At 72.6% G+C, this 23147-nt stretch carries 18 protein-coding genes; 5 read left to right on the top strand and 13 right to left on the bottom strand.

The window, feature by feature from the left end:
* Window positions 1-144: 144 nt before the first annotated feature.
* From LNK82_RS15165 to LNK82_RS15135, 7 genes are all read right to left on the bottom strand, one after another.
* Entirely contained in the window at window positions 145-4965 is a 4821-nt protein-coding gene (locus LNK82_RS15165; RefSeq protein WP_230567616.1) for a ThuA domain-containing protein, read from the bottom strand.
* Between the two features lie 64 nt (window positions 4966-5029).
* Window positions 5030-5872, bottom strand: coding sequence for a sugar phosphate isomerase/epimerase family protein (locus tag LNK82_RS15160; RefSeq protein WP_230567615.1), 843 nt, complete (start codon window positions 5870-5872; stop codon window positions 5030-5032).
* Window positions 5873-5916: 44 nt separating this feature from the next.
* Window positions 5917-7098: a substrate-binding domain-containing protein gene (locus LNK82_RS15155; RefSeq protein WP_230567614.1), complete on the bottom strand. Its 1182-nt coding sequence runs from the start codon at window positions 7096-7098 to the stop codon at window positions 5917-5919.
* 23 nt (window positions 7099-7121) lie between these two features.
* Window positions 7122-8129: an ABC transporter permease gene (locus tag LNK82_RS15150; RefSeq protein ID WP_230567613.1), complete on the bottom strand. Its 1008-nt coding sequence runs from the start codon at window positions 8127-8129 to the stop codon at window positions 7122-7124.
* Window positions 8126-9010, bottom strand: a complete 885-nt coding sequence (locus LNK82_RS15145) for an ABC transporter permease (RefSeq protein WP_372470493.1) — start codon at window positions 9008-9010, stop codon at window positions 8126-8128. The genes LNK82_RS15150 and LNK82_RS15145 overlap by 4 nt, the downstream gene beginning before the upstream one ends.
* A 125-nt stretch (window positions 9011-9135) precedes the next feature.
* On the bottom strand, window positions 9136-10638 hold the full coding sequence (locus LNK82_RS15140; protein ID WP_230567612.1) for a sugar ABC transporter ATP-binding protein: 1503 nt from the start codon (window positions 10636-10638) through the stop codon (window positions 9136-9138).
* Window positions 10635-11849 carry a Gfo/Idh/MocA family oxidoreductase gene (locus LNK82_RS15135; RefSeq protein WP_230567611.1) on the bottom strand — a complete coding sequence of 405 codons (1215 nt, stop codon included), beginning with the start codon at window positions 11847-11849 and terminating at the stop codon, window positions 10635-10637. Before LNK82_RS15135 ends, LNK82_RS15140 begins: the two co-directional genes overlap by 4 nt.
* 100 nt (window positions 11850-11949) lie before the next feature.
* Here LNK82_RS15135 and LNK82_RS15130 point away from each other — a divergent pair, with 100 nt between their 5' ends.
* Both LNK82_RS15130 and LNK82_RS15125 read left to right on the top strand, forming a co-directional pair.
* A complete protein-coding gene (locus LNK82_RS15130; RefSeq protein ID WP_230567610.1) occupies window positions 11950-13128 on the top strand; it encodes an ROK family protein in 1179 nt (392 codons plus the stop codon).
* Between the two features lie 61 nt (window positions 13129-13189).
* A complete protein-coding gene (locus LNK82_RS15125; protein ID WP_308257216.1) occupies window positions 13190-14227 on the top strand; it encodes a family 2 encapsulin nanocompartment cargo protein polyprenyl transferase in 1038 nt (345 codons plus the stop codon).
* Between the two features lie 66 nt (window positions 14228-14293).
* Here LNK82_RS15125 and LNK82_RS15120 read toward each other — a convergent pair whose 3' ends face one another.
* The 5 genes from LNK82_RS15120 to LNK82_RS15100 form a co-directional block, all read right to left on the bottom strand.
* Window positions 14294-14941: a hypothetical protein gene (locus LNK82_RS15120; RefSeq protein ID WP_230567609.1), complete on the bottom strand. Its 648-nt coding sequence runs from the start codon at window positions 14939-14941 to the stop codon at window positions 14294-14296.
* A gap of 188 nt (window positions 14942-15129) precedes the next feature.
* Window positions 15130-15867: a DUF4328 domain-containing protein gene (locus LNK82_RS15115; RefSeq protein ID WP_230567608.1), complete on the bottom strand. Its 738-nt coding sequence runs from the start codon at window positions 15865-15867 to the stop codon at window positions 15130-15132.
* Window positions 15868-15967: 100 nt separating this feature from the next.
* Window positions 15968-16825, bottom strand: coding sequence for an RNA polymerase sigma-70 factor (locus tag LNK82_RS15110; protein WP_230567607.1), 858 nt, complete (start codon window positions 16823-16825; stop codon window positions 15968-15970).
* Between the two features lie 13 nt (window positions 16826-16838).
* The gene (locus tag LNK82_RS15105) at window positions 16839-18017 is read right to left on the bottom strand and encodes an NAD(P)/FAD-dependent oxidoreductase (RefSeq protein WP_230567606.1); all 1179 of its coding nucleotides are present in this window, start codon (window positions 18015-18017) and stop codon (window positions 16839-16841) included.
* A 136-nt stretch (window positions 18018-18153) separates the two neighbouring features.
* Complete coding sequence (locus LNK82_RS15100; protein ID WP_230567605.1) at window positions 18154-18360, bottom strand: hypothetical protein; 207 nt, start codon at window positions 18358-18360, stop codon at window positions 18154-18156.
* A 4-nt stretch (window positions 18361-18364) separates the two neighbouring features.
* Here LNK82_RS15100 and LNK82_RS15095 point away from each other — a divergent pair, with 4 nt between their 5' ends.
* From LNK82_RS15095 to LNK82_RS15085, 3 genes are all read left to right on the top strand, one after another.
* Window positions 18365-18553 (top strand): hypothetical protein, encoded by a 189-nt coding sequence (locus LNK82_RS15095; protein WP_230567604.1) that lies wholly within the window; start codon window positions 18365-18367, stop codon window positions 18551-18553.
* 250 nt (window positions 18554-18803) lie between these two features.
* Window positions 18804-20510: an AAA family ATPase gene (locus LNK82_RS47690; protein WP_308257215.1), complete on the top strand. Its 1707-nt coding sequence runs from the start codon at window positions 18804-18806 to the stop codon at window positions 20508-20510.
* A 3-nt stretch (window positions 20511-20513) separates the two neighbouring features.
* The gene (locus LNK82_RS15085) at window positions 20514-21362 is read left to right on the top strand and encodes a DUF7192 family protein (RefSeq protein ID WP_230567603.1); all 849 of its coding nucleotides are present in this window, start codon (window positions 20514-20516) and stop codon (window positions 21360-21362) included.
* 76 nt (window positions 21363-21438) lie between these two features.
* Here the strand turns inward: LNK82_RS15085 and LNK82_RS15080 are convergent, their stop codons facing one another.
* Window positions 21439-23130: a ThuA domain-containing protein gene (locus LNK82_RS15080; protein ID WP_230567602.1), complete on the bottom strand. Its 1692-nt coding sequence runs from the start codon at window positions 23128-23130 to the stop codon at window positions 21439-21441.
* Window positions 23131-23147: the final 17 nt, after the last annotated feature.

Raw genomic sequence — 23147 nt, 5'->3', positions numbered from 1 at the left:
CCCCCCCCTCCGCCGGCACACCCAACCCCCCGGCAACCCCCGGGGCCGGGCCCGCGCGCGCCCGGCCACCGGTCGGGTGGGGGCGGTCCGGCAACCGCCCCCACGCGCTGGTGGCCGGATCGCGGTGGCGCCGGCCATCGCCCGTCAGCTACCGCCCGACTGCTTCCGCAGCGCCGAGATCACCACCTCGGCGTCGGCGACGAGCAGGTCGCGCACGGCCCGATCGGTCACCTTGCGGGAGACCGCGTCGCGGAAACCCTCCAGCTCCTCGATCGCCTTGGCGGGCTTGCCGTCGAACAGCAGCCGTCGGGCGTCGTCCAGGTCGCGGTCCAGCCCTCGCGCGACGGACGACGGGATGCGCCGTTCCGCCGAGAACCGGTCGACCATGGCCTGCAGGTCGGGCAACGAGGTCGTGACGGTGAACGACACCACCACGTCACGCTTGTTGCCCGCTTTGTCGGTCGCGGTCAGCGCCAGGGTGTGCGCGCCGAGCGCGAGCGTGTGCATGGGGATGGTCGTGCCGGACGTCACCGGGCGGCCGTCGAGCGCGACGGTGACCGATCCGACCCCGGACGTGGCGTCCTCGCCCTGCCAGGTGACCACCTTGTCCTCGGCGTGGCCGTAGCTCACGCCGTCGTGCAGCCCGGTGAGCTTCACGGTCGGCGCGGTCGCGTCGACCTTGACCGCCACCGAACCGGGTTCGGACCGGTTGCCCCGCGCGTCGGTCGCCCGGTACTGCACGGCGTGGGCGCCGTCGCCGGTCACCGGGAACGGCGCGGTGTAGGGCTTCCAGTCGCCGCCGTCGATCCGGTACTCGGTGCTCGCCACGCCGGAACCGGCGTCCACCGCGGCGATCGCCACGGTCGGCGCGGTGGTCCACCAGCCGTCCGCGCCGTCGGGCTCGGCCGGGTTCACGTTCGCCGTGACCTCGGGGGCGGTGGTGTCCACACCGGACACCCGGAACCAGTCGAAGTCGACCGTCACCGGGCCCATGGTCTGCGACGGCCCGATCGCCATCAGGCCGAACTTCGCGTTCGGCACGTCGTTCGTCACCGGGGCGCCCATGGACGTCCACGTGGTGCCGCCGTCGCTGATCTCGCCGCTGTAGGTGTTGCCCACCTTCTTCAGCCGCAGGTGCCACCACCCGCTCTCCGGCGTGCCGATGGTGATGCCCCGGTTGCCGCCGTCGCCGAACGAGCCGTTGTTCTCGGAGACGAGCTCCGCGCCCAACGTCACGGCCTGGCCCGGCGCGTTGCGCGCGACGACGTCGAACTTCACGTAGTCGTCGTCGTTGGCGTAAACCATGAAGCCGGCGAGCTGCCACTGCTCGACCACCGGCGCGGCCAACCTCGTCTCCACCGTCCAGTCGCCCGTGGGCGCGTTCTGCAGGACGAAGTTGCGCGGGTCGCCGTTGTCGCCGCCGTTGATGTCGCCGGGCAGCGTGTCGATGCTCAGCAGACCGTCACCCATCCGCATCGAGTCCAGGTCCGGCCGCAGGACGGCGTTCCAGCGGCACCCGTCGAGCCGGTCGCCGTCGAACTCGTCGCTCGGCGCGACGGTCGGGTTCGGCGGGTCGCAGGTGATGGGCGGCATCGGCGGGTCGCGCACGAGCACCGGCGTGGACACCTTCTTGGTCCGCCCGGCCGCGTCGGTGACCGTCACGGACGCGTAGTAGGTGCCGTCCTCGGCGTAGGTGTGCTCGACCGCGGCGCCCGATGCCGACGTGCCGTCACCGAGGTCCCACGAGTAGGTGAACGGCGCGTCGCCCTCCGCGTCGGTCGCCGTCGCGGTGAGCTTGGTGGTGAACGGCGCGGAGCCGGTCGCCGGGTCCGCCGTGACGGTCACGTGCGGCGCGGCGTTGACCGAGACGCCCTTGCCGATGAACGTGAACGAGTCGAGCGTGAACCGGTTGGCCGGGCCGCGGAATACCGCGACCAGCTTCACCGTGCCGCCGGGGTCGGCGACCGCCACGTCGGGCGCGGTCGCGTACCGGCCGATGCCGCCGGTCTCGGGCACCGCGATGGTGGCGAGGAGGTCACCGGTGGGCGAGCCCGCGCGCAGTTCGATCGACCCGCCCGCGCTCGCGGACGCCACCCGCGCGGTGACGCGGTCGATGCGGTGGAGGTTCACCGGGTGGAAGGCGATCCAGTCGCCGTCGCCGATGTCCGAGACCCGCTTGCCCGACTCGGCGGCCGGGTCGGGGGAGACCAGCACGCCCGCGGACTCCTGGTGGAACTCGGCCTGCTTGTGCTTGGGCTGGATCACCGCGAGGTCGCGGCCGACCAGCGGCGGCAGCGCGCCGGCGCCGCGGTCGGTGTAGGAGGCGTCCACGGAGTAGAAGATGTCCGCGTCGGCGTGGCCCTCGTCGACCAGGGTGGTGAACTTGCCCTCGCACGCGTTGATCTGGTCGATCGGGTGCGCGTGCGCCTCGTGGCCGAGCGCGGGCTGGAGGACCGCCTTGGCGCAGTCCGGTTGGCCGTCCTCCGGGTCGGTGATGTCGAGGTCGAACGCGACCTCGTCGCCGAAGTCGAAGAACCCGCCGTCGACCGGGGACGCCATGGTCACCGACGGCGCGGTGTTGCCGACCGTCACCTGGACGTTGGTCACGCCGCTCTTGCCCGACGGGTCGGTCACGGTGAGCTGGGCGTTGTGGACGCCGTTGGCGGTGTAGGTGTGGGTGGGCTCGGCCTCGGTGGACGTGCCGCCGTCGCCGAAGGTCCACGCGTAGGTCAGCGCCGCGCCTTCGGGGTCGGACGACTGCGTGGCGGAGAACCGCACCGGCAGCGGCGCCTGGCCCGAGGACGGGGTCGCCGTCGCCTTGGCTGTCGGCCGCCGGTTGCCCTGCGTGTAGTCGATCCGGTAGACGCCGGAGTCCGGGTTGTCGCGGCCGTAGCCACCGCCCCACTCCACGACGTACATCGCGCCGTCCGGACCGAACTTCACGTCCATCGGCGCCAGCGGCGCCGCGGTCTTGAACCACTCGTTGATCTTGAGCAGGCCTCCCTGGTCGTCCTGCGAGAACGTCCAGAACTTGTTGCGCGCCCAGTCGTAGAAGAACGGCTTGCCGTCGTAGTACTCGGGGAACTTCACGTCCGACACCAGGTTCGGGTCGAACTCGTAGCGCGGCCCGGCCATCGGGGCCTCGCCACCGGTGCCCATCTCGGGGAACTCGTCGCCCTCGGCGCCGTTGCCGTACCAGACGTCGGCGGCCTTGGCCGCGGGCAACGTGGTCAGGCCGGTGTTGTTCGGCGAGTCGTTCACCGGGTTGGCGCAGTCGAACTTGGCCTTGGACGTGTTCGTGGCGAAGTCGAAGTCGTTGAACGGGGTGTTGTCGCCCACGCAGTACGGCCAGCCGTAGTTGCCGGGCTCCTTGATGACGTTCCACTCGACCAGGCCGCCGGGGCCGCGCGACGGGTTGTCCCCACCGGCGTCGGGGCCGTAGTCGGCCATGTGGAGCGTGCCGTCGGAGGCGACGTTGAAGCGGAACGGGTTGCGGAAGCCCATGGCGTAGATCTCGGGCCGGGTCTTCGCCGTGCCCGGCGCGAACATGTTGCCCGCCGGGACGGTGTAGGTGCCGTCCGGCTCCGGGTGCACGCGCAGGATCTTGCCGCGCAGGTCGTTGGTGTTCGCCGCGGTCTTCTGCGCGTCGAACAGGTCGCGGCCGGGCCGCTCGTCCACCGGGGCGTACCCGCTGGACTGGAACGGGTTGATGTCGTCGCCCACGCCGATGTACAGGTTGCCGTTCGGGCCGAACTCCAGGTACCCGCCGGTGTGGCCGGGTTCCTCGCGGCGCGACGCCGGGATCTCCAGCAGGACCTTCTCGCTGTCGGGCCGGATCACGTTGCCCTCGGCGGTGAACCGCGAGACCCGGTTGACCTCGGCCGTGCCGACCGGTGAGTAGTACACGTAGAGATGGTGGCTGGTGGCGAAGTCGGGCGCGAGCGCCAAGGACACCAAACCGTCCTCGCCGCCGCTGTAGACGGGCAGCGTCAACGCGGTGGACGTGGCGTCCGACGCCGGGTCGTGCACGCGGATCTGGCCGAGCAGCTCGGTGTAGAACACGCGGCCGTCCGGCGCGACGTCCAGCGTCGTCGGCGCGTGGGTGGCGTCGTCGAGCGTCACCTTCTCGAAGTTGGCGTCGACGGTGGCGCCGCAGTCCGCGGGCACGACGCCGGCGGCCGTGCGGATGCCGCCCAGCACGTGCGCGACGAAGTTCGGCTCGGTGTAGTCGGCGGCGTTGTGGCCCATGCCGGTCGCCCAGACCCGGCCGCCCTCGGCGTCACGGCACCAGCTGATCGGGTGGTCGTGCCCCATGGCCTCGGAGCCCGGGTTGTAGGTCTTCTCGTCGACCTCGACCAGCGGGTGCACCTTGCCGCGCATGCTCGGCTTGAAGTTGTACCACTCCTCGGCCTTCTGCCAGCGGTCCGGCAGGTGCCTGGTCGACTCGTGCACCTCGTCGACCTGGTAGGAGGTGGCGGTGAGGCCGTTGGCGGAGTGCGCGGTCATGTGCGCGCCGCCGTTGACGAAGTCGTCCCACCACGGGAACGAGGACTCGATGTTCATGTCCGTCGCGTTGTGGACGGCGACGATGCCGCCGCCGTCGTTGACGAACTTCCTGACGGCGGCGCGCTGGGCGTCGGTGTCCCAGACCATGCCGCCGTTCTGGAGCATGATGACGACGTCGAACCCGGCGAGGTTCTCGTCGGTGAACTGGGTGGCGTCCTCGCTGTGCACCACCTCGAAGTGGTGGTCGGCGGCGAGCTTCTCGACCATCGCCACACCGGCCGGGATCGAGTCGTGCCGGTAGGCGCCCGCGGCGGTCTTGGTGAACAGCAGGGCTCGGAACTCGGCCGGCGCGTCGTGGCCGGGGTGTGCCGCGGCGGTCGCCGGCAGCGATCCGGCGGCGACGAGGAAGGCCAGCACGAGGACGAACACGGTGCGCAAGCGGAATACAGGGGTTCTCACGATCCTCCACACGCTTTCTGTTCCGCCCGGCGTGCCGGCGCCGGTGAGTGGTGGGTGACGCCGGTCAGCTGGAGCCGATCACCTCCCTGAGGAACTTCAGCCCGTCGACGGCGAGCGCGTCCTGGGTCGGTGCGAGCGGGCGCCAGATGGACGCGGCGGTCGCGATGCTCGCGTTCTCGCCGGTGAACGACTCGATGCACAGCGGCCCGGAGTAGCCGGCCTCGGCCAGCGCGGCGACGACGTCCGGCCAGTCGAGGTGGTCCTCGCCCGGTGTGCCGCGGTCGTTGCCGCACACCTGGACGTGCGCGATCCGACCGGCGGCCGACCGGATCGCGTCACCGACGTGCTTCTCCTCGATGTTCTGGTGGTAGACGTCGACCGCCACGCCGCACCCGTCGACCGGCAGCCCCTCCAGCGCCTCCAGGGTCTGCCCGACCGTGTTGAGCAGGCTGGTCTCGTAGCGGTTGAGCGGTTCGACCGCGACCCGCACGCCCGCCGCGCGAGCGTGCTCCACCACCGGCGCCAGGTTGTCGCGCAGCTCGGCGATCCGGTCGCGCCGCTCCCGCGCCGCCATCCGCCACGTGCGGCCGACCGACGCGTAGGCCGGGCCCGCGACGACCGGCGAACCGACCTGCACCGCGACGTCCACGACCCGCCGCAGGTAGTCCTGGGTCGCCGTGACGGTGGCGGGCTCTGCCGCGACCAGTTCCCGGCCCGGCGGCATCACCAGGCACACGGTCGCGGCGAGCCCGTGGTCCGCCAGCACCCGCGCGGCGTGCGCCGGGTCCCAGTCGCCGACCTCCTCCACCGGGAGTTCGAGCACGTCGAACCCCCAGCCGGCCACCCTCGTGGCCAGTTCGGCGAGCGTCACGTCGCGCAGCGGCGACGTCCAAACCCACGTGCTCACACCGATCGCGTGCACCGTTCCTCCGTCCGGGCCGGGCTCCGAGGTCACTTCCAGGGCGCGGGGTAGCCGGCCATCGACTCGCACCCGCACATCGCGTAGTGCAGCGGCGGCATGTCCTGCTTCAGGAAGCTCTGGAGGGTGTCCTGGGTGACCTTCGGCTGCGGCAGCACCCACTCCTTCGGCACCTGCTGACCGTTGAGGACCTTGAGCGCGGCGATGACCGGGGTGCGCCACTGGTAGGTCGGGTAGGTCGGCGCCACGGCGGTCATCTTCTCGTCGGCCCACATCCGCAGGAAGTCCTGCTGGTCCTCGCCGACGAACGCCGGGATCGGCACGCCCGCGTCCTGGAACGCCTCCACCGCGGCCACGGCGGTCGCGCCCGCGTCCATCCACACGCCGTCGATCTGGCCCTCGCGCTGGATGTAGTCGTTGACCACGCTCTTGGTCTTGGCCGCGTCACCGTCGGTGAACTCCACGCCGACGACCTTCAGCTCGCTGTCCGAGAAGATCTCGTCGGCCGCGGCCCACCGCTGCTCCAGCACGTCGACGCCGGGCAGGATCCGCAGGGCGAGGATCTTGCCACCCGGCTTCACCTTCTCCTTCAGGAACTCCGCGCCGTCCGCGCCGAACGCGAACCCGCCGATCGGGTGGATGAACGTGACGGGGCAGGTGGAGTTCACGCCGCGGTCGAACACGATCACCGGCACGTTGGTCCGGCACGCCGCCTCGATGGCGGGCGTCAGGGTCGCCGTCGTGTTCGGCGACACGACCAGCGCGCTGCACCCCTGCGAGGCGAACGACTGGATGTCGCTGATCTGCTTGTCGTCCTTGGCCTCGGCGTCGAGCACGGTGAACTTGGTGATCTCCGGGTGCAGCTTCACCTCCTCCTTCATCGTCTTGAAGCCGACCTGCCGCCACGGGTTGTTGACCGCGGCGTTGGAGAAGCACAGGTGGTAGTCGCCGCCCGGCTTGGCGAACTTCGCCGTGTCGACCAGCTCGGGCGAGATCATCTGCTCCCACGGCTTGTCGGCCGGCCCTTCGGCGGCGGTCGACCGGAACTTCAACTGGCGCTCGTACGTCGCCTGGTCGAAGAACTCCGACTTCGCGCCGGCGTCCTTCGACGCGCCCGTCGTGCCGGGCGTGCCGGTGTCGGCGGGCAGGTCGCTGCTGCAGCCGGCCACGGCCAGCAGGCCCGCGACGGCCACGACGGACCACTTCCTGTTCATCGGATCTCCTTGTGCGGCGGTGACTAGCGGCGGGCAGGCTCGGGTGTGCCCGCGCGGCGGCGGAACCGGAGCCGCGGCGTGACGCCGAGGGCGGCGTAGGCGACGGCGGCGATGATGATCACGCCCTGCACGGCGGACTCCAGCGCGCCGGCCACGCCGAGCAGGTTGAGCAGCGAGAAGAGGGCTTCGAGGGTGAGCGCACCGGCCGCCGCGGCGACGACGGAACCCCGTCCGCCGCCGAGCAGGACGCCGCCGAGCACGACCGCGGTGATGGCGCGGAACTCCAGTCCCTCGCCGACCTGCGCCGACACGCCCGCGAACCCGCCGAGCAGGATCGCGGCCAGCGCCGCGAGCAGACCGGACAGCGCGAACGCCAGCACCTTCAGGCGATCCACCCGACCGCCGGCCAGCCGCACGGCGTTCTCGTTGTCCCCCACCGCGACCAGCGTGCGGCCGGTGCCGCTGCGCATGAACAGCACGGCGGCGACGAGGACGGCCAGCAGGATCACCACCGACCACGGCAGGTGGCCGAGGACCGGCAGGTCGACGCCACCGCGACCGAACACGCGGAACGACGGTGACAGCGCGCCGCGCGGTGCGCCGCCGGTCCACAGGAACACCGCGCCGTCGAGGATGAGCAGCATCCCGAGGGTCACGATGAACGACGGCACCAGCAGCTTGGTCGTGACCAGCCCGTTGACCAGGCCGACCAGCAGGCCGAAGCCGAGCAGCAGCACGATCACCCAGCCGGTCGCCGACTCCTGGCCGTCGATCAGCCGGGCCGCGATCACCACCTCGGCGGTGACCAGCGAGCCCACCGACAGGTCGAACCCGCCGGAGACGATGACGAAGTACTGGCCGATGGCCAGGAGCACCAGCGGCGCGGCGCGCTTGAGCAGCGCCAGGTACCCGGCCGGTTCGGAGTAGGCGGGGCCCGCGAAGGCCAGCGCCACCAGCAGCACGGCGAGCACCACCAGCACGGGCGCGGTGCCGTCCGCCAGCCGGGGACGCCACGTGGTCGGCGCGCTCACGCGGACCTCCTGGAGAGCTTGCGGCGCGCGTAGAGCGCCACCGCGACGATGAGGACGATGCCGCGCACGACGTCCTTGAAGAACGGGTCGACGGCGAGGTCGTCGAAGATGGTGTCGAGGGTGGCCAGGATGAGGACGCCGCCGATCGTGCCGACGACACCGCCGCGACCGCCCGCCAGCGCCGCGCCGCCGAGCACCACGGCCGCGATGGACTCCAGGTCGTACCCGGCGTCCGTGCCGACGTACGGCGCGCCGGACCCGAGCCGGCTGGCCAGGAACACCCCGGCGAGCCCGGCGGCGACCGCGCACAGCACGTGGGCGATGACGATCGTGCGGCCGGTGCGCACACCGGACAGCCGGGCGACGTCCACGTCACCGCCGACCGCGTAGGTGTGGTAGCCGGCGCGGGTGCGCTTGAGGTACCACCACGCCGCCGCGGCGACGACGAGCATCAGCAGCACGCCGATCGGCACCGGGCCGATGCGGTCGAACCCGAGGTGCTGGAACGCGCGCGGCACGCTGCCCGCCGGTCCGGTGTAGTTCTGCTCCAGGTAGCCGCGCAGGATGAGCGCCACGCCGAGGGTCGCGATGAACGCGTTGACCTTGAGGACCGTGACGACCAGCCCGTTGACCAGGCCGACCACGGCGGCGACGCCGAGCGCCAGCAGCACTCCCGGCACGATCATGCCGTCACTGCCCGCCATCGTCTCCGCCGCCACGAGCGAGCACAGCCCGACCAGGTAGGCCACGGACAGGTCGAGCGAGCCGGTGATGATCACGATGGTCTGACCGACCGCGACCAGCCCGAGCACGGTGCTGCGGGTCAGGATGTTGAGGATGCCGCCCTGGTCGAGCAGCACGCCGCCGTTCAGGCCGACCAGGACGCTGCCGACGACGAGCAGCACCACCAGCGCCAGGTAGACGGTGACGGTCGGCGTGAAGCCGAACCGCCGGGCCCCACCGCGCCGGGCCGCGCCCGCGAGCTTGACCTTCTCCTGCACGACGCTCACGCCACTTCTCCCATACCGTGCCCCGTGGCGAGGCCCATGACGGCTTCCTCACCGGCGCCCGCGGGCAGCTCGCCCGCGATCGCGCCCTCGTGGACGACCAGGACCCGATCGCTCATGCCGATCAGCTCGGGCAGTTCGGAGGAGATCATCAGGATCGCGACCCCGTTGCGGGCCAGGTCGCGCAGCAACCGGTGCACCGCCTGCTTCGCGCCGACGTCGATGCCGCGCGTGGGCTCGTCCACGAGGAGCACGCGCGGCCCGACGGCGAGCCACTTGGCCAGCACGACCTTCTGCTGGTTGCCGCCGGACAGGTAGCGCACCTCCTGGTGCTCGCCCCGCCCCACGACCGCGACCGACTTCAGCAGCTCGCCGAGGTCGGACCTGCGCCGCCCGGCGCCACCTGCGAGCGCCGCCCGGCGGACGAGCAGCGCGTTGTCCCGGATGGACTGGCGCAGCGCCAGCCCCTCCCCCTTGCGGTCCTCGGTGACGTAGCCGATGCCCAGCCGAACGGCGGCACGCGGGTCGGTGATCCGCCGCGCGACGCCGTCGACCTCGAGCGTGCCGGTGGTGAACGGCTCGACGCCCCAGATCGCCCGCGCGATCGCGGACCGCCCGGAGCCCTGGAGCCCGGCGATGCCCACGATCTCGCCCGCCCGCAGCTCGAACGTCACGCCGCGGACCCGGTCGTTGCCCGCGCCGCGCAGCGCCAGCCGCACGTCGCCGAGGTCCTCCGGGGTCGCGCGGTCGGGGTAGAGCGCGTCGAGGGACCGCCCGACCATGTGGCGCACGAGCTGGTCGGAGGTCAGCTCGGCGGTGAGGGCGGAGGTGACGAACGCGCCGTCCTTGAGCACGGTGATCCGCTTGCTCAGGTCGAACACCTCGCGCATCCGGTGCGAGACGTAGAGGATCGCGATGCCCCTGGTGCGCAACCGGTCGACCAAGCCGTACAGCAGCTCCACCTCGTGGTCGGCCAGCGCGGCGGTCGGCTCGTCCATCGCCAGCACCTTGGCATCGGTGGACAGCGCCTTGACGATCTCGACGACCTGCTTCTGCGCGACCGACAGCCGGTTGACGGTCTCGGCCGGGTCGACCCCGTCCTCGCCGAGCCAGTCCAGCAGCCCCTTGGTGTCCGCCTCCATCTTCCGGCGGTCCACCTGGCCCCGGCGGACCGGCTCGCGGCCGAGGTAGACGTTCTCCGCGACGGTGCGGTGCTCCAGGAGGTTGAACTCCTGGTGGATGATCGCGATGCCCGCTCCCTGGGCGTCCCGGGGAGTGGTGAACACCACCGGCTCGCCGTTGACCTCCACCTGACCTGAGTCGGGCCGGTGCACGCCCGCGAGGACCTTCAGCAGCGTCGACTTGCCCGCGCCGTTCTCGCCCATGAGCGCGTGCACCTCGCCCGCGCGCAGTTCCAGGTCCACGCCGCGCAGCACGGGCACGCCGAGGAAGCTCTTGGTGATCCCGGTGAGCCGGACGACGACGTCACCGCCGGCGGTCATCGGTCCGCCTCGCCGCGGTCGTCCGCTCCCCCGACTGTCGTCCGATCGTCGACTCCGCCGACCGTGGTCTGGTCGTCGACTCCGCCGACGGTCGTCCACGCGCCGGCGGACGCGGCGGAGGTCAGGACCGCCTCGGTGATCCGGACGGACCGCAGGCCGTCGGCGAAGGTCGGCAGGCCGTCGGGCCGGTCCTCGCCGAGCACGGCGCGGTAGGTGTCGGCGACGAAGGCGTCGAAGCAGTCCTGGTAGCCCTGCGCGTGACCGGCGGGCAGGCGCGCGTACCGGGCCGCCCCGGGCGACAAGGTCCCCGGGTCGCGCAGCAGCACCTGGTTGCCGTCCCGCTTGCCGACCCACAGCCGCTCGGGGTCCTCCTGGTCGAACGCGAAGCTGGACTCGGTGCCGGAGATCTCCACGTGCAGCCGGTTCTTCCGGCCGGCCGCGACCTGCGAGACCACCAGCGTGCCGAGGACGCCGGACCCGGTGGCGAACTGGACGACCGCGGCGTCCTCGGTCGGCGTGGCCGACGGCCGAGGGCGCGCCTGGACGGTCGCCGTCTGCGCGGACAGCCGGTGGATCCGGTCGCCGGTGACGAACTCGACCAGGTCGCACCAGTGCGAGCCGATGTCGGCGAACGCCCGGGACGGGCCACCGACCGCCGGGTCGACCCGCCAGTCGTCGTCACTCGGCCGGGACAGCCAGTCCTGCAGGTAGCCGCCGCTGACCGTGGACACCACACCCGCCTGACCGGCCGCCAGCCTGGCCCGCAGCTCGCGCACCATCGGGTGGAACCGGTAGACGAACGGCACCGTGGCCACCCGGCCCGCGGCCGCCGCCGCGGCGGCCAGCCCGGCGGCCTGGGCGACGCCGACGGCCAGCGGCTTCTCGCAGATCACGTGCGCACCTGCGGCGAGCGCGGCCTCCACCGCCTCCGCGTGCCGGGCGTTGGGCGTGCACACGTGCACCACGTCGGCCCCCGCCTCGGCGAGCAACGAGGCCAGGTCGGGGTAACCGCGGTCCGCCCCGACCGCGCGCGCGGCCTGGTCCGCGCCTCCCGGAGTGCTCGCCACCGCGGCGACCACCGCGGCCCCGGCCCGTCGGGCCGCTTCGGCGTGCACGCGGCCCATGAACCCGGCGCCCACCACGGCGACCCTCGGCGTCCGCGGCTCGGCACGACCGGCGGTGGCCGGCTGAGTTAGGTGGGTCACAGTCATGTGGCGAACCGTAAGATCGGTAATGGCGGATGTCAACCAAAAGTCCGACATGTTTCGACGGTTGACGCCGTATGACCGTGACCTCTGCTTCAATTGAAGGGTGAAAGAAGACGTATCCACCGTCGGCGCCGCGTCTCCGGGAGAGCTGCTGCGCCTGCTGCGCGACGGCGTGCCCCGCACTCGCTCCGAACTCACCACGGTGACCGGACTGGCCAGGTCGACCGTGCGGGCCAGGTTGGACGCGCTGCTGGACGCGGGCTTGGTCAGCGACGGTGGCAGCGAGGCGTCGACCGGCGGGCGCCCGGCCGGCCGGTTCGTGTTCAACGCCCGCGCGCGGGTCGTGCTCGCCGCCGAGGTGGGCGCCACCCACGCGACCGTCGCGGTGACGGACCTGACCAGCTCACCCCTGGCGGTGCGCCGGTTGGAGCAGGACATCGCCGAAGGTCCGGAAGTGGTCCTGCCCGGGCTCGTGGCGGCCTGGCGGTCTCTGCTGGAGGAGACCGACCTGGAGTCGACGCGCGTGGCGGGCGTCGGCATCGGCCTGCCCGGCCCCGTCGAGCACTCCACCGGTCGGCCGAACAACCCGCCGATCATGCCCGGGTGGGACGGCTACGACGTCCCGGGCCACATCGGCGCGGAACTCGACGTCCCGGTCCTGGTCGACAACGAGGTGAACCTGATGGCCCTCGGCGAGCACACGAAGTGCTTCCCGGAGGCCGAGCACCTCATCGTGATCAAGGTGGCCACCGGGATAGGCGCCGGTTTCATCAGCAACGGCAAGCTCCACCGCGGCGCGGTGGGCTCGGCGGGCGACCTCGGCCACATCCTCGCGCCGCACGCCGGCGACGTGCCGTGCCGCTGCGGCAACACCGGCTGCCTCGAAGCGGTCGCCAGCGGGTCCGCCATCGCGGCGACGTTGCGCGCCAAGGGCGTCGAGGCGCACACGAGCGCGGACGTCGTCGCGCTGGTCCGCGCGGGCAACCTCGAAGCCGGTCAGGCCGTGCGGCAGGCGGGCCGCGACATCGGCGAGGTCCTCGCCGCCTGCGTGAGCATGTTCAACCCGTCGCTGATCGTCGTCGGCGGCACCGTCGCGCTCGCCGGGGAGATGCTGCTGGCCGGTGTGCGCGAGGCGATCTACCGGCGTTCCCTGCCGCTGGCCACCGGGAACCTGCGCATCGTGCCGTCGCAGGCCGGTGACGACGCCGGCGTCCTCGGCGCGGCGGCGATGGTGGTGCAGCACGTCCTGTCGCCGGACGTGGTCGACCGCCAGCTGGCCTGACCCGCGGGCACGACCGGCGTCCCGGCGGCCCCGCCCGACCCGACCGACCAGGAGGTGCGTCGTGCCGCCCGAAGCCATCGCCGGTGCCCGACCGGTGCGCGAAGTCGTGGCGTGGAGCCGCGACATGGTGCAGCCGGCCCTGCGTGCCGCCGTCGACCGGTTGCCCGCGTCGGCGCGCCGCGTCGCCGGGTACCACCTGGGGTGGTGGGACGAGCACGGCGAGCCGACCGACGCGGACGGCGGCAAGGCGATCCGCCCGGTGCTGACCCAGCTGGCGGCCGAGGCGGTCGGGGGCGAGGCGAGCACCGCCGTGCCGGCCGCCGCGGCGGTGGAACTGGTGCACAACTTCACGCTGCTGCACGACGACGTGCTCGACGGGGACCCGACCCGGCGGCACCGTCCGACGGCGTGGCGCGTCTTCGGCGTGCCGGACGCCGTCCTGGCCGGTGACGCGATGCTGGCGCTCGCCTTCGACGTGCTCGTCGCCGACGGGCACCCGGCCGCCTTGGCGGGCGTGCGCACGCTCAACGCCGCGGTGCTCGACCTGGTCGACGGCGAACAGGCCGACATCGCGTTCGAGGGGCGGCACGACATCGGGGTGGCCGACTGCGTGGCCATGGCGGAGCGCAAGACCGCCGGGCTCCTGGCCTGCGCCTGCGCCCTCGGCGCGATGTTCGCCGGCGGCGGGCCCGCGGAGGTCGCGGGCCTGCGTGACTTCGGCCTGCGCCTGGGGCTGGCGTTCCAACACGTCGACGACCTGCTGGGGATCTGGGGCGACGAGTCCGTGACCGGCAAGCCGGTGCACGGCGACCTGCGCGCCCGCAAGAAGTCGCTGCCGGTCGTCGCCGCTTTGACGTCCGACACGCCGGCGGGCCGGGAACTCGCCGTGATGTACGCGGGCGACGGGCGTCCGGTGGCCGCCGACCCGGCCCGCGCGGCGCGCCTCGTCGAAGCGGCCGGCGGGCGCGCCTGGAGCGAGCGGCAGGCGGAGCTGCTCCTCGGCGAGGCGTTGCGCCGACTCGACTCGATCAAGCCCGCGCCGCGCGCGGCGGCGGAGCTGACCGACCTCGCCCACGCGATCGTCCACCGTGACCGCTGAGCGCTTCACCGTGATGCCGCAGATCCCCGAAGTGGCCTCGCGCGACCGGGGATTCCGCCGGCGACTCTAAGGGGCCTCGGGGTTCCCGGCGCGTGGTCCGGCCGGTGGCGGGAGGTCCAGCGCGCGGGCGAGGGCGGCGGTGACGGGGGCGGCGTGGCCGGGCAGGTGCCGGGCGGCCCAGTCGGCTGCCGACGCGAGGAACCCGGCGAGATCGTGCTCGGCTCCGGCGAGCAGGCGCCGGAGGTCGGTGACGGGCAGCTCGATCACCGGGCTGTCGCCCTGCTCGGCGTCGACGATCAGCCGGGCGGTGCCGCCGTGCCGCTCGGCGCAGGGGTCGGGGTCGTGCCCGAAGCCCACCCGGCCGCTGCCGTCGAGAACCTGGTGCCACTCGCGCCAGTCCTCCAGACCGTTGCAGCAACCCGGTAGGAAGGCCACGCCCGTGGCGCCGTCCGTCACCCGCAGGCCGCCGGGCGCGAAGAGCGTGTCGAGGGTGAGCAGGCCGTGCAGGAAGGATCCCAGCGGGTCGGTGGGGCGAGGCGGACGGCCGTCGTGCCCGGGGTCGATGTCGTTGCACCTGGCGATGTACATCACCGCCGCCCCGACCTCGAGGGGCGTGAGCTCGCCGTTGAGCGCGAGGAAGCCGAACGGCTCGGCCTCGGCGACAGGCCAGAGGGCGAAGCCGCCAGGGGCGTAGACCTCCAGAACGGGCTGCATCACGATCACCCGGGGAAGTGTCGCTCATTCCCGCCCGCCCTGCCTCTGGTTTCCCCGTGCCCTGTCCCAGGTCCATCGGGGGTTACTTCTGCATGACCGCCGCCAAAAGTCTGCGATTCCTATGAGGACGGCCACGGCACCCCCGGGGGAGTGCCGTGGCCGTCAAGGGAGTCGGCTGGGAGGGGTGTCTACTCGGGACGCTCCCACCGCGGGTCGTGGGCGGGCGGCGCGGTCGGCGGAGCGGGCGGCGCGGGCACGTCCACCGGGGCCGGCCCGACGGACGACGGCGACACAATCTCCTCCGGCGTGACGAAGCCGGGCACGGACTGCCACGCGGTGATCCGCCGCACGACGTTCACCGACAGCGCCGCGGCGGCCACCGACAGCACGGCCACCACCACGAGCATCGTCCTGCCGTTGGCGAACTCCCCCACGTTCGTGCTGCGGGCCAGCATCCGGTCGGCGATCCGGTCCATCACCAGGTAGGCGATGAACAGGCCCCACCACCAGTTGACCTCGGCTCGGCCGCGACCGAGCTCGTGCCGCGGCAGGCTGACCTGCCAGACGTCCACGACCACGCGGCGCGGGAACCAGAAGTTGATGACCGGCAGCCAGCCCCAGATGGCCCACCGCTTGGCGAGGTGGTGGGCGTCCGGCGCGACCAGGTCCGCGTTGGAGCGGACGTTCCACAGCCACACCACGAACACGACACCCGCGGCGAGGTACGCGGCGGCGGCGCCCAGGTCGAGCACGTCGGTCACGGCGAGCGCGCGGTCGAACTCGGCCTCCCCGATCCGGCCGTCGACGAAGTCCTGCAGCACACCGTGCACGCGCCACACCCACCCGGCCAGGACAACGTCCATCAAGGCGGTCAACGCGACCAGCACGCAGAACGCGACGCCAAGGCCGCGCACGGATCGGAACACGGAATCTCCACTCCAGAGGTCCCCCGACCCGGGGGCAGCCTACGTGACGCGCCGATGGCGGCGGATCGCTCTTGCGCCACGCACACCGGCGACGAACGCGCTACCGGAGGCCGGTGAGCTTGTCCGGGTTGATCTGCAGGCGCAGGTTCTGCACGAGCCCGTCGGCCAGGTCGAAGGTCAAGGCGCCGATGGGGGTCGTCCCGACGGTGACCAGCACGCCCAGCTCGCCGTTGATGGAGGCCGGTTCGAGGACGACGCCCGCCGAGGCGGGTTTGGCCAGCACGCCGAGGAACCAGCGGGCGACGTGGTCCGGGCCGTGCAGGGGCCGCAGCGCCGCGGTGACCTTGCCGCCGCCGTCGGACCACGCGGTCACGCTGGGGGCCAGCAGTTCCATCACCGCGTTGAGGTCGCCGCCCGCGCAGGCCGCGATGAACCGGGACGTGATCTCCGCGCGCCGCTGCGGGTCGGCGTCGAAGCGGGGACGGCGGGCCTGCACGTGCTCGCGGGCGCGGTGCGCGATCTGGCGGACGGTGGGCTCCGGGCGGTCCAGCGCGTCGGCGATCTCGGCGTGGGAGTACCCGAAGACCTCGCGGAGCAGGAACACCGCGCGCTCGACGGGGTTGAGGGTTTCCAGCACCACCATCATCGCGGTGGAGACGGTGTCGGCCATGTCGGTCTCCGTGGCAGCGTCGGGCGAGGTCAGCAGCGGCTCGGGCAGCCACGGGCCGACGTAGGTCTCCCGGGTGGCCCGGGCGGAGGTGAGCCGGTTCAACGACAGGTTGGTGACCACGCGCACCAGGTACGCCTTCGGGTGCCGGACGTCCGAGCGGTCGGCGGCGTGCCACGTGAGCCAGGCGTCCTGGAGGACGTCCTCGGCGTCGGCGACGCTGCCCAGCATCCGGTAGGCGGTGGCGAACAGCAGCCGCCGGTGTTCGAGGTACGGGTCACGATCGGTCATGGCTGCGATGCTCTCAACGCGCGGCGGCGGGCTCGCGGGTGGCACGACCGCCCTTCGAGACGATGGTGCTGACGTTCACGCGCTTGCCGAGCCGGTACATCTTGACCGGGCTGCCACTGACGAACTCCTTGTAGAGGACGGCGGCGCGGCCCTTGAGGTAGGCCCGGCGCGGGGTGTCGTCGGCGTGGGTGAACTGGATGACCGCGTCACGGCGGCCGAGGCTGACCGGCTGGTGGAAGTAGCCGAACCGGAACGGCCGGGCCTGCTTGCCGCGCAGCAGCCGGGCGATGGTGTCGGCGGTGTGCTGGGCCGTGGGCAGGCCGCTCTGGCACGTGCCGTGGACGCGCCCCCAGCCCAGCCGGACGGCGGCGGCGTCGCCGATGGCGTGGACCTCGGGGTGCGACACCGACCGCAGCGTCGCGTCGACCACGATCAGCCCCCGGTCGTCCACCGCGATGCCCGACTCACGGGCCAGCGGCGACACCGCGACGCCGGTCGTCCACAGGCACGCGGCCGAGGCGACCCGCTCGCCGGTCTCCAGTTCGACGGCGTCGGCAAGCACCTCGGTGACCCGTCCGACCACGACCGCCACGCCGAGGCGGCGCAGCGACCCGTGGAGGTGGGCGCGGGCCCGGTCGCCCATCATCGCGCCGGGCTCGGTCGCGCTGATCAGCGTGACGTTCAGGTCGGGCCGGGCTTCGGCGACCTCGGTCGCCGCCTCGACACCGGTCAGGCCGCCGCCGCAGACGGTGACGGTGTCGCCGGCGGCGAGCCCGTCCAGCCGGTCGTGGAAGCGGACGGCGACCTGAGGGCTGTTGAGCGTGAAGGCGTGCACGTCCGCGCCGGGGACCCGGCTGGTGTCGGTGGCGCTGCCCAGCGCGTAGACCAGGGTGTCGTAGTCCAGCCGGGTGCCGTCGTCGATCGTGACGGTCCGGCCGTCGGGGTCGATCGCAGTGGCCCTGCCTCGCACGAACGCGATGCCGGTGCCGGCGACCAGGTCCGCGATGCGGAGGTGGGCCAGTTCCTGCCCGGCCGCGACCTGGTGCAGCCGCAGCCGCTCGGTGAACCGGGCCGACGGGTTGACCAGCGTGATCCGGACGCCGGTCCGGCGGGTGCGGCGGGCCAGCCGGATGGCGGCGAACATGCCGGTGTACCCGGCGCCCAGCACGACGACGTGGTGGTCGAGTTCCATGACTTCGTCCCTGCTCTCCTGACCGTGCCACCGGCTTTCCGGGGCGTTGAACGGCCATGGGACAAGCAGGCCCCGCCGGACGTGACACCCGCGGATGTGACGCGCGACACGTCACCGCCCGGTCACCTCGGCGGGCTCAGGACTTCCGGTGCGGAGCGCGCCCCGGCACTCCCGGGGCGAGGACCGCGGCGAAGGCCCCGCACATCACCACCTGGTAGGCGAACGACAACGGCACGCTGGACGCGAGGTGCAGCGCGCCCACGAACCCGGACGCCCACCACCCCGCGAGCGTGCTCAGCGCGAAGCCGTGCCAGAGCAGGAACACCGCGCAGAAGACCAGCACCGCCGTGCCCGCGGCGCACCCCGCGCACCATCGGCACGAGCGCGGCGACGTCGACCGGCAGGCTCGGCACGACCAGCACACCGAGGGCGGCCTGGTCGAACCTGGTCGTCTCACCGCCCGGCCCGACGAAGAGCAGCGCCGTCTGGACACCGGTCGCGGCGACCGCGAGCCGGCACGCCCGGGTGCCGCGTGACTGTTCCATCGGACTCCACTGCGGTGCGAACGGCGTCGGGCATGGTCATGGGCGGTTGTCGTGGCGGACCGGCTGCCCGCGAACCAGAGGAATCGTGCCTGGTCGCCGACAACCGACCTCGACCTGGTCGACCGGGGACGGCGTCGACCCCGTCCGCCCGCGGTGCGTGGCAGCAACGTGCCGCTCTCCGGGTGAGCCCCCGAATCGATCACATACTCGGTGGCGACACCACGGGGAACGGGGAGGAAGCGTGCGGACCAGCACGAAGGCGGAGATCGCCCAGATCTCCGAGGCGGTGGCGCGTGCGGTGTTCACGCAGAGCAATCTGCTGTGGATGGTGCAGAGCGAGATCCAGGCCCGGCTGCCGGAGACCATCCGCCAGCACGCCCAGGCGGCACTGCCCGGCCTGGCCAGGCACGCGGTCGCCGAGGCCACCCCGGACCTGGCCGAGATGCGGGCCGCGATCGAGGGGGCGGCGCGCAAGGAGCTGGAGGCCGACCTCCCGGCACTGGTCAACCGGGCCGCGGACGAGCTGCTGCCGGACCTGGCCAGGGCGGCGGTGCGGGAGGCGACGCCGGACGCGGCGGAGGTGCGCGAGGAGCTGGTCGCCGCGGTGGCCGCGGAAGCGACCGGCATCGTGCGCGGTCAGGCCGGGGACGTGCTCGCGGACGTGGTGCGCCAGGCCACCGACCAGGTGCGCGACGCGGTTGCCGGCAGCCTCGCGCGGCAGTCCGAGGAGGTGATCGCCGAACTGGCCCGCGCCGCGGTCGCCGAGGCCACGCCGGACCGGGACGAGGTGCGTGACGAGCTGGTGCGCGCCGGGTCCGCCGCGATGGTCGAGGTGGTGCGCGCGGCGGTCGAGGAGGCGGCGCCCGGGGCGGTGCGGGACGAGGCGGACAAGGTCCGCGGTTCGCTGGCCGAGGCCGTGGCGCGGGCGGCGGAGGAGGTGCTGCCGGCGCTCGCCCGTGACGCGGTGGCCGGAGCGACTCCGGACCTGCGACTGCTGCACGACGAACTGGCCGCCAAAGCCGCGGTCGCGGCGACCGAGCTGGCCCGCGAGGCGACCCGCGAGGACCTGCCGGGCGTCGTCGACCAGGTGTCCGCGGCAGCGATGGACTCGGTCCGCGGCGCGGTCCGCGAGGAGGCCGAGAAGACGTTCGCGCGGTACGCGCCGAACGTGGTCACCGTGGTGCTGCCGCAGGGCGGGAAGGTGGAGCTTGGCGCGGACACGCACACCGTGCTGCCGGAGTTGCTGGTGGCGCTGCACGCGCGCTGCCACGTGCTGCTGGTCGGCCCGGCGGGCACCGGGAAGTCGATGCTGGCCAAGCACGCCGCAGGGGCGTTGGGGCTGGAGTTCCAGGCGCTGTCGCTGGGCCCGACCACCCCGATGAGCAAGGTGTTCGGCTACTACGACGCCCACGGCCAGTACCGCGACACCCCGTTCCGCCGGGCGTTCGAGCACGGCGGCGTGATGCTGCTCGACGAGCTGGACAACGGCCACCCCGGGCTGCTCGCCGAGCTGAACCAGGCGCTCGCGCTGGGCACCTGCGCGTTCGCCGACCGCATGGTGGACGCGCACGAGAACTTCCGGTTGGTGGCCACCGGGAACACGTACGGCACGGGAGGTGACCGGCAGTACGTCGGCCGGCAGACGTTGGACGCCGCCACGCTGGACCGCTTCGTGGTGATCGACGTGCCGATCGACGAGGGGTTGGAGGAGCGGATCGCGCTGCGGCACGCGCCGTCGCACCCGGACGCGGTGCACGAGCTCCTCGCCGAGGTCCGGGAGCTGCGCAAGCTGGCGGAGGACAAGAAGCTGCCGGTGCTCTTCTCGCCGCGGACCAGCATCGACGGCGCCAAGCTGCTGGAGGCGGGCGCCACCGTGGACCAGGTGGTGCAGTGGCGGGTGGTGCGCGGCCTGTCCGACGCGCACCTCAAAGCGCTCGGGTTGGACTGACCCGTGCTGCCCACGACGTTGCCGCCGCTGCTGTCCTGGCGCGAGTTCCTCGATGCCGCAACGGCTCCGCCGTCCATCGCGTACGGGACGAGCAGGAGGGCCGATCTCGGGTGGCACGGCTCCTCCTGGGAGGAGGCGGTCCGGCTGGCCGTCGACGGCTGGCCGCTGGCCTTGGAGCAGGCCGACGTGACGATCAGCCAACTGCGCGACAGCGCCGGCCTGTCCCACGCCGTCACCTTGTTGGAACCGACCTGGGACGTGACCGGCAGCGAGGTCGACGTCGGCGCGTACCTGGCCGGTGTGCCGGAGTGCATGGTGGACGCGGTGCCCCGGCAGGTCTCGCGCCGGGGCAAGGTGATCACGTTCCTCGTGCCGTCCTCGTACTCGCACCGGATCGCGCACGACGTGATCATCAACCGCGGCCTGGCGCTGGCCACCCTGTGCGCCGCGATCATCGACGCCGGCCACAGCGTGGAGATCTGGTCCGGTGACGCCGGGGTCCTGCACTCGCCCGAGGGGCCGCAGCGCTACTGCGGCGTGGCGCGGGTGATCTCGGCCGGCGAACCGTTCGACGTGGGCAGGCTGATCTTCGCGATGGCGCACCCGGGGATGCTGCGGCGCCTGTGGTTCGGCATCTGGGACGCCCAGCCGAAGGAGGTCGCCGAGGCGATGTACGCGGACAACTACGGGCGTCCCCCGTACACCTGCCGCGCGACCGACCTGCCTGCCGACATCACCGAGCCGTACGTGTTCCCGTACCTGACCGAGGAGGACCGACAGTGGGACGACCTGCCGACCGCGCTGTCCTGGGGCAGGCAGGTGTTCAGCGACCTCGGGCTGATCCAGGACTGACCCGGCCGGCGGCGCGGGCAGAGGCGCCCCGCCGCACCACGCGCGGCGGGGTACCTCGGTCACGTCGGTCCGGCCGTCAGGGCAGCGTCCACCTCTGGTTGGCGGCGCCGATGCAGTCCCAGATGTGCAGCGCGGTGCCGTCGGCGGAGCTGTTGCCCGACGCGTCCAGGCAACGCCCGGACTGCGGGTTGCGCAGCGCGCCGCCGGCCTGAGCGGCCCACTGCTGCGCGCCGCTGCCGTTGCACGTCCACAGCTGCGTGAGCGTGCCGTTCGCCGTGCCGCCGGACCGGACGTCGAGGCACTTGCCCAGCGCGCGGATCGTGCCGTCGCCCGGCAGGGTCCACTGCTGCGCGTTCGTGCCGTTGCAGGTCCACAGCTGGATCTTCGTGCCGTCCGCGGTGCCCGCGTTGCTGACGTCGACGCACTTGCCGCCGATACCCGTGATCCGACCGGTGCGGGTGGCGGACAGCTCCTTGACCCGGATGTTGCGGAAGGACGCGTCGTCACCGTCGCCGTGGTTCTGCAGGCCGAAGTGCCCCTGTTGCAGGCTGCGGGCCGGATCGGTGTTGGTGAAGTCGTTGATCTTCACGCCGTTGAGGAACAGCTGCAGCCGCTCGCCTTCGACGAGCAGCTCGTAGGTGTTCCACTCGCCGGGCGGGTTGAGCGCGCCGTCCCGGGCGGCGATGTCGGCCGACTTGAAGCCGTACACCGCGCCGGTGGTGCGGTCGACCGCGTCGGTGGGGTCGATCTGGATCTCGTAGCCGTTGTTCACCGCCGACCACGGGTCGCTGCTGGCCGGGAACCCGATGAACACACCGGAGTTGTCGTCGCCGGCGAGCTTCCAGTCGAGCTTGAGCGAGTACGACCGGAACTCCTTGGCCGAGTACCAGAGCATCCCCATCCCACCCCGTGAGGTGAGGGTGGCGTCGGCGACGGCGAAGCTGCCCGGACCGGCCTGGCTCCACCCGCTTGTGTCGGAACCGTTGAACAGCGACGTGTAGCCGGTCTCGGCCCGGCAGTCGGCGTCGGTCACGCCGGCCGCGTAGCGGATGCCGCCCAGCAGGTGCGCGCGGAACCCAGGCTCGGCGAACGCCTGCTCGGTGTGCCCGCCGGCGGTGTACCAGGACCGGCCGCCCTGGTAGGTCTGGCACCACGCGATCGGGTGGTCGCCCATGTTGCCGCCGGAGTAGGTGCCCTCGTCCAGGCGCGCGAGCACGTGCACGTTCGCCCGCGGGTTCGCCCGGAAGTTGTACCACTCGTCGGTCCGGACCCAGTCCTGGCCGAGGTGGGAGGTCGAGGCGTGGGCGCGGTCCTCGACCCGCACCGTCGCCTGCTGGATCGCCGGGTGCGAGTGGAAGTAGCCGCCCACCACGCCGCCGTAGAACGGCCAGTCGTACTCGGTGTCGGACGCGGCGTGCACGCCGACGAAACCGCCGCCGGAGCGCACGTAGGACTCGAACGCGCCCTGCTGGGTGGCGTTGAGCACGTCACCGGTCGTGGACAGGAAGACCACGCTCTTGTACTGGGCCAGGTTCGCGCCGGTGAAGGCCGCGGCGTCCTCGGTGGCGTCCACGGTGAAGTTGTTCGCCGCACCGAGGTCGCGGATCGCCTGGATGCCGTTGGGGATGGACGAGTGGCGGAAGCCCGCGGTCTTGGAGAAGACCAGCACCTTGTAGGGGGGATCGGCCGCGGTCGCCGGAACGGACGCCGCGGCGAGGACCACCGCCGTCGCGGTGATCGTCGACAGCACGGATCGCAGTCGGGACATCAGTTGCTCCTCGGTCG

Origin of the sequence: Saccharothrix luteola (assembly GCF_020859565.1) — a bacterium.
In the GTDB taxonomy this organism is placed as follows: Bacteria; Actinomycetota; Actinomycetes; order Mycobacteriales; family Pseudonocardiaceae; genus Actinosynnema; species Actinosynnema luteola.
This window is presented reverse-complemented; position numbering and strand designations above follow the sequence as displayed.